Origin of the sequence: Geminicoccus sp. (assembly GCF_035556675.1) — a bacterium.
Classification (GTDB): domain Bacteria; phylum Pseudomonadota; class Alphaproteobacteria; order Geminicoccales; family Geminicoccaceae; genus Geminicoccus.
In genome coordinates this window covers 1-5,288 of the sequence record NZ_DATMFZ010000026.1, presented here as the reverse complement: position 1 = coordinate 5,288, position 5,288 = coordinate 1, and the positions used below count along the sequence as shown (strand labels likewise).

General features: G+C 67.5%; 5 protein-coding genes. 1 reads left to right on the top strand and 4 read right to left on the bottom strand.

The genetic code is table 11. The features are described 5' to 3' along the window. Positions 1 to 628 (top strand): aminomethyltransferase family protein (locus tag VNS22_RS01885; protein ID WP_325729034.1); only part of this gene is annotated, 628 nt, incomplete at its 5' end. 7 nt (positions 629 to 635) lie between these two features. On the opposite strand, the gene VNS22_RS01880 is transcribed toward VNS22_RS01885, so the two are convergent. The 4 genes from VNS22_RS01880 to VNS22_RS01865 form a co-directional block, all read right to left on the bottom strand. Further along, complete coding sequence (locus tag VNS22_RS01880) at positions 636 to 2,063, bottom strand: hypothetical protein (RefSeq protein ID WP_325729032.1); 1,428 nt, start codon at positions 2,061 to 2,063, stop codon at positions 636 to 638. A 185-nt stretch (positions 2,064 to 2,248) separates the two neighbouring features. Next, complete coding sequence (locus VNS22_RS01875; RefSeq protein ID WP_191058252.1) at positions 2,249 to 3,232, bottom strand: ABC transporter permease; 984 nt, start codon at positions 3,230 to 3,232, stop codon at positions 2,249 to 2,251. Then, the gene (locus VNS22_RS01870; protein ID WP_325729028.1) at positions 3,229 to 4,785 is read right to left on the bottom strand and encodes a sugar ABC transporter ATP-binding protein; all 1,557 of its coding nucleotides are present in this window, start codon (positions 4,783 to 4,785) and stop codon (positions 3,229 to 3,231) included. The genes VNS22_RS01875 and VNS22_RS01870 overlap by 4 nt, the downstream gene beginning before the upstream one ends. After that, the coding region (locus VNS22_RS01865; RefSeq protein ID WP_325729026.1) for an ABC transporter permease at positions 4,785 to 5,288 on the bottom strand (504 nt) is incomplete at its 5' end. The genes VNS22_RS01870 and VNS22_RS01865, both read right to left, overlap by 1 nt.

The window sequence follows — 5,288 nt, the reverse complement described above, 5'->3', positions numbered from 1 at the left end:
GCTGGACAATGCGGCCTTCCCCTGGATGGCGGCCCGGCCGATCGAGATCGGCTCGGCACGGCTCCTGGCCCTGCGGCTCTCCTATGCGGGTGAGCTCGGCTACGAGCTGCATGTCCCGATGGAGCATGTTCGCGAGGTGTTCGGCCGGCTGCTGGACGCCGGCAAACCCCATGGGCTCGCCCTGTTCGGCATCCATGCCCTGGAATCGATGCGGCTGGAGAAATGCTACCGCGCCTGGGGTGCCGACCTGGTCACCGAGTACACGCCGTTCGAGACGGGGCTCGGCCGGTTCGTCGACCTGGAGAAGGGAGACTTCATCGGACGGGAACGCCTCATCGCCCGTAAGGCCGCCGGCCTGGCCGAGCGGCTGGTACCGCTCGTGCTGGCCGACGGCGACAGCGATGCCGTGCCGGTGGCCAGAGTGCTGGCCGCCGGGCGACAGGTCGGGTTGGTGGGCTCGGCCGGCTTCGGCCACCGGATCGGCCGCTCGATCGCGCTGGCCTATGTGGCGGCCGACCATGCCGAGCCCGGTACGGCGCTGCAGGTCGAGGTGCTGGGCGAGCCGCGGCCTGCCGTCGTCGCGACGGAGCCGCTGTTCGACCCGGAGAACGCACGCCTGCGGGGCTGAACGGCTGCTACTTCTCCCGGAGGACGATCCGGAACAGCTCGTTGGAAGCCACGCTCGGGCCGAAGTTCGGCTGGGTGGCGGCGATCCCGCCGAAGATCCAGCCGATCTCGTTCCGCTTGCCGGCGCGGCGCTGCAGGGTCTTCAGGTCGACCAGATCGTCACCGCGCACCGGCACGCCCGGCTTCAGGAAGACCCGGGCCTCGGCACCCAGCAGGTAGCTGTCGACGTCCGGCCCGGAGACCTTCGGGAAGGTCGTGGGCAGCAGGTACTGCTTGTAGCGGTCGTGCCGGTCGCGGACGACATCGGTGACCTGGCTGGTGAACGGGAAGTTGTCGTCCGCGATGAACTTCTTCTGCCCGTAGTCATAGGTGAGATAGCTGATCCCACCGAACAGCACGTTGTGCGAGGCCCCGGCATTGGCGTCGTAGATGCCGAGCACGGCGCAGTCATAGATGTTCATGCCCTGCTTGAAGGTGCTGGCCGCCTTAGGATCGCGCTGGAACGGCCGGCCCTTCCGGTCGATCTCGACCGGGACGGTGAACGCGCCATTGGTCTCGGTGAAGACGCCGGCCAGCGCCACCGCCTTCTCTTCCCGGCCGTCGATGATCGAGCCCAGCGTGTAGTCGCGCCGGCGGTAGTTCTCCAGGTCCGGCTTGGCCGGCGAACGCAGCACCTTGGCGATTGCCAGCCGCTTGCCGTCGTCGACGATCTCGAAGCTGCGGATCTGGCCGGTATAGGTCTGGACCACGTTCGGGTCGCCATAGCCGCCGGCAAAGTCCTGGCCGAAGGCGAGGATGGCGCGCCGACCCAGCAGCTTCATCTGCCCGCCAGTGACGCGCAGTGTCTCGTCCTGCACCTGGCGGATCAGCGTCGAGAGCTTCGGCGAACGGTCCGGCTGGCGCACCCATTTCACGATGGCCGGCAGGTCGAGCGCGGTCATCACCGGGAAGGTCTCGAACTGCTTGCGCTTGCGCGAGTAGCCGTAGCCGCCGACGATATAGAGCGTATTGCCCTTCTGCACGGACTGGCTGGCGAACGAGCCCAGCTGGTCGCCCTGGTCCAGGCCGAGGCCGGAATTGTAGAGCGAGCGCGACCAGGCCCGCCAGGTCGTGGTGTCGATCACCCAGATGCGGCGGCTCTGCGCGCGGGGTGGAAAGTTCTGCAACGGATCATTGGTGAAGTTGTGCAGGCCATTGGTCCGGCCGCCCACCAGCACCCACAGATTGCCGTAGCGCCCGGCCGCATAGCCTTGCAGCGTCGGCAGCCGGCCGCCGGTGTCGACCCGCTCCAGGATGATGTCGAACGGCAGGTCCTTGCTGCCGACCGTGATCGGCGAGGTCGTGGGCGTCTGGTTGTCCGCCAGCGCAGGTGCCCCGGTAAGGGCCAGCCATACGATCCCGCAGGCCGTCGCGGCCCGTCGCCATGACTTGAACATCGTCCCTCCCGGACCTGTCTCGACCAGACTATTTCCGGATCGAGCGGCAACATTTTTTCGCGCACGTTACGCGCGGATATCGACCGGGCATCGTAAGAATGTCTGCCCGGACCGAGCGCCCGCCAGTGTAGATTATCTTCGGAACTTTACCAATGTCCTGCGACGCCGCAGGCGCGACATCGGTCTCAGGCCGTCTCGACCCTGATCTTGCGCCGCTCCAGCCGCTCCAGCATCCCGGTGCGCAGGCTGTCGACCAGCACCGCGATGAAGATGATGGCGCTGACCACCAGCGGATAGACGTACGGGTCGGCATTGATCATCACCAGGCCGTTCTCGACGGTCTGGATCAGGATCGCACCGAACACGGTGCCAACCACCCCGCCCCTGCCGCCGAACAGCGAGGTGCCGCCCAGCACGGCGGCGGCGATCACCGGGAATTCCTTCTGGAAGCCGAAGGTCGAGGACGCGGCGGCCACCTGGCTGGCCGAGACCAGCCCGCCGATGGCCGCGCACACCCCGGCGATGCAGTAGACCGAGAACAGGATACGCCGCACGTCGATGCCGGCCTTGGCCGCGGCCTCCGGGTCGGCACCCACGGCATAGACCTGGCGGCCATAGGTGGTCAGCCTAAGCGTCACCCAGGCGATCACGAACACCAGGAGGAAGATCCAGATCGGCACCGGCAGGCCCAGCCAGGTCGTGCGCCCGAGCAGGAGAATCTCCTTGCCGAACGGGATCATCTTCACGCCGGACAGGTAGAGCGCAATCGCCCGGCCGACGAACAGGGTGGCCAGCGTGGCGATGAAGGCCGGCACGCGCAGGCGCGTGATGACGAAGGCGTTCACCGCGCCGAACAGCAGGCCCAGGAACCCGGCCACGGCGAAGCCGAACACGGGGTTCCAGCCCTTCATGTAGAGGGCCACCACGATGCAGCTCGCATACATGTTGGCGCCGACCGACAGGTCGATGCCTGCCACCAGCAGCACGAAGGTCATGCCGATCGCGATGATCGCGATATGCGCCGCCTGGGTGACGATGTTCATGAAGTTGGTCGGGCTGAGGAAGCGCTCGGACAGGGAGCCGAACACCAGCACCAGCACGAGGAACAGAATCAGGGGCGCATTCTGCAGGAGCAGCAGGCGGATCTTGCGGCTGTCGGCAGGGCTCATCGGCCACCCTTCGTCACGCTGTCCCACATCGCGCTGCGCATGATCCGCTCGCGGTCGAACTTCGCCCGCTCATAGCCGGCGCGGATCTCGCCATGGCTCATCACCAGGATCCGATCGCAGATGCCGATCAGCTCCTCGATCTCCGAGCTGATCACCAGGACCCCGGTCCCCTGCCCCGCCAGCTCGTTGATGATCTTGTAGACCTCGTACTTGGCGCCGACGTCGATGCCGCGGGTCGGCTCGTCCAGAATGAACAGGCGCGGGCTGCGCAGCAGCCACTTGCCGATCACCACCTTCTGCTGGTTGCCGCCGGACAGGTTCTTCACCAGCGTCTGGACGAAGTCCCTGGCATTCACCTGCACGTCGCGACCGGTGCGCTCCACGGCGTCGCCCAGCCGGGTCCGCTCGATCAGCCGGCCGAACCCGCCCGCGAAATTGGGCAGGGACGGCAAGGCGAGGTTGTCGGCGATCGGGCCGTCCATCATCAACCCCTCGGCCCGCCGGTCCTCGGTGAGGAAGGCGATGCCGCGCGCCATGGCGGTCTCGGGCGTCGGCCGCTCCAAAGGCTGGCCGTCCATCAGGATGCGGCCAGAGGCATACGGGTCCAGGCCGAACAGGATCCGGGCCATCTCGGAGCGCCCGGAGCCCATCAGGCCGGAGATGCCGACCACCTCGCCCTGGCGGACCTGGAAGCTCACATCCTTGATCATGCCGGGCTGGGTCAGCTTCTCGACCTCCAGCACCGGCTGGCCCTCGCGCGGCCGGCTGGCGCGCGGCGGGTAGATCTGGTCGATCGTCCGGCCGACCATCGAGGTGATCAGCTTGTCCACCGTCATCTGGCGGGTCGGCGCGGTCGCCACCACGTGACCGTCGCGCAGCACGACGATGTCGTCGGTCAGCCGCATCACGTCCGACAGGATGTGGCTGATATAGACGATCGCGATGCCCCGGCCCTTCAGGCGCTGGATCTGGCCGAACAGCCGCTCGGTCTCGCGCGCGGTAAGCGAGGTGGTGGGCTCGTCGAAGATGACGATGCGCGCATCCGAGCCCAGCGCCTTGGCGATCTCGACCAGCTGGCGCTCGCCTTGCGAGAGGCGGCTCACCAGGGTCGAGGGGTCGAGGTCCAGGTCGATCGCGGCGAGCAGTTCCTTCGCCCGGGCGCGCACCTTGCGCCGGTCGATGAAGGGCAGGCCCCGGACCAGCTTCGGGAACCCGCCGATGAACAGATTCTCCTCGATCGACAGGTTCTTGAAGAGGTTCAGCTCCTGGTGGATGAAGGCGATCCTGGCGGCTTCCGCGTCCTTGGGCCCCCTGGGCCGGTAGGGCTGGCCGTCCAGCATCATCTCGCCCCGGTCCGGCTGGTGGATGCCGCCCAGGATGTTCATCGTGGTCGACTTGCCCGACCCGTTCTCGCCGATCAGGCCCAGCGCCCGGCCAGGGGCGAGCTCGAAGCCGACATCGTGCAGCACCTGCACGCCGAAGAAGCTCTTGCACAGGCCGCGGATGGCCAGCAGGGGTGCCTGGACTGGCGCCTGCACCTGCTTTTGGAACATCAGCCGCGTCCCTTCAGGCGCTGGCGCTGCGCATCCACGATCGCGGCCAGCAGGATCACCCCACCCTTGATCGCGAACACCCCGGCAAGCGACAGGCCCAGCAACTGCAGCCCCTTGTCGACCACGGTCAGGAACAGGGCACCGAACACCACCCAGAGCACCTTGGCCTTGCCGCCGAACAGGGACACGCCGCCGATCACCGCGGCGCCGACCACGTCCAGCAGGATGCGCTGGCCCAGCACCGGCGTGCCGGTCTCGAGCCGGGCGGTGTAGATAACCGCGGCCAGGCCGGCACAGGCGCCGGAGATCACGTAGGCCCAAAACATCGTGCGACGCACCGGCACGCCCGAGACCGCGGCGGCGTTCGGGTTGATGCCGATCGCGAACAGCCAGCGGCCGAACAGGGAGTGGCTGAGCGCCACATGGGCCAGCAGACCCACGGCCAGCGCGATCAGCAAGGAGAAGGGCAGCTCGAACACCCGCCCCTGGCCGATGAACACGAA

What these genes read in the sequence shown, in the direction of transcription:
- VNS22_RS01880 (WP_325729032.1), bottom strand. Translation starts at nt 2,063, where the DNA reads ATGTTCAAGTCATGGCGACGGGCCGCGACGGCCTGCGGGATCGTATGG.
- VNS22_RS01870 (WP_325729028.1), bottom strand. Translation starts at nt 4,785, where the DNA reads ATGTTCCAAAAGCAGGTGCAGGCGCCAGTCCAGGCACCCCTGCTGGCC.
- VNS22_RS01875 (WP_191058252.1), bottom strand. Translation starts at nt 3,232, where the DNA reads ATGAGCCCTGCCGACAGCCGCAAGATCCGCCTGCTGCTCCTGCAGAAT.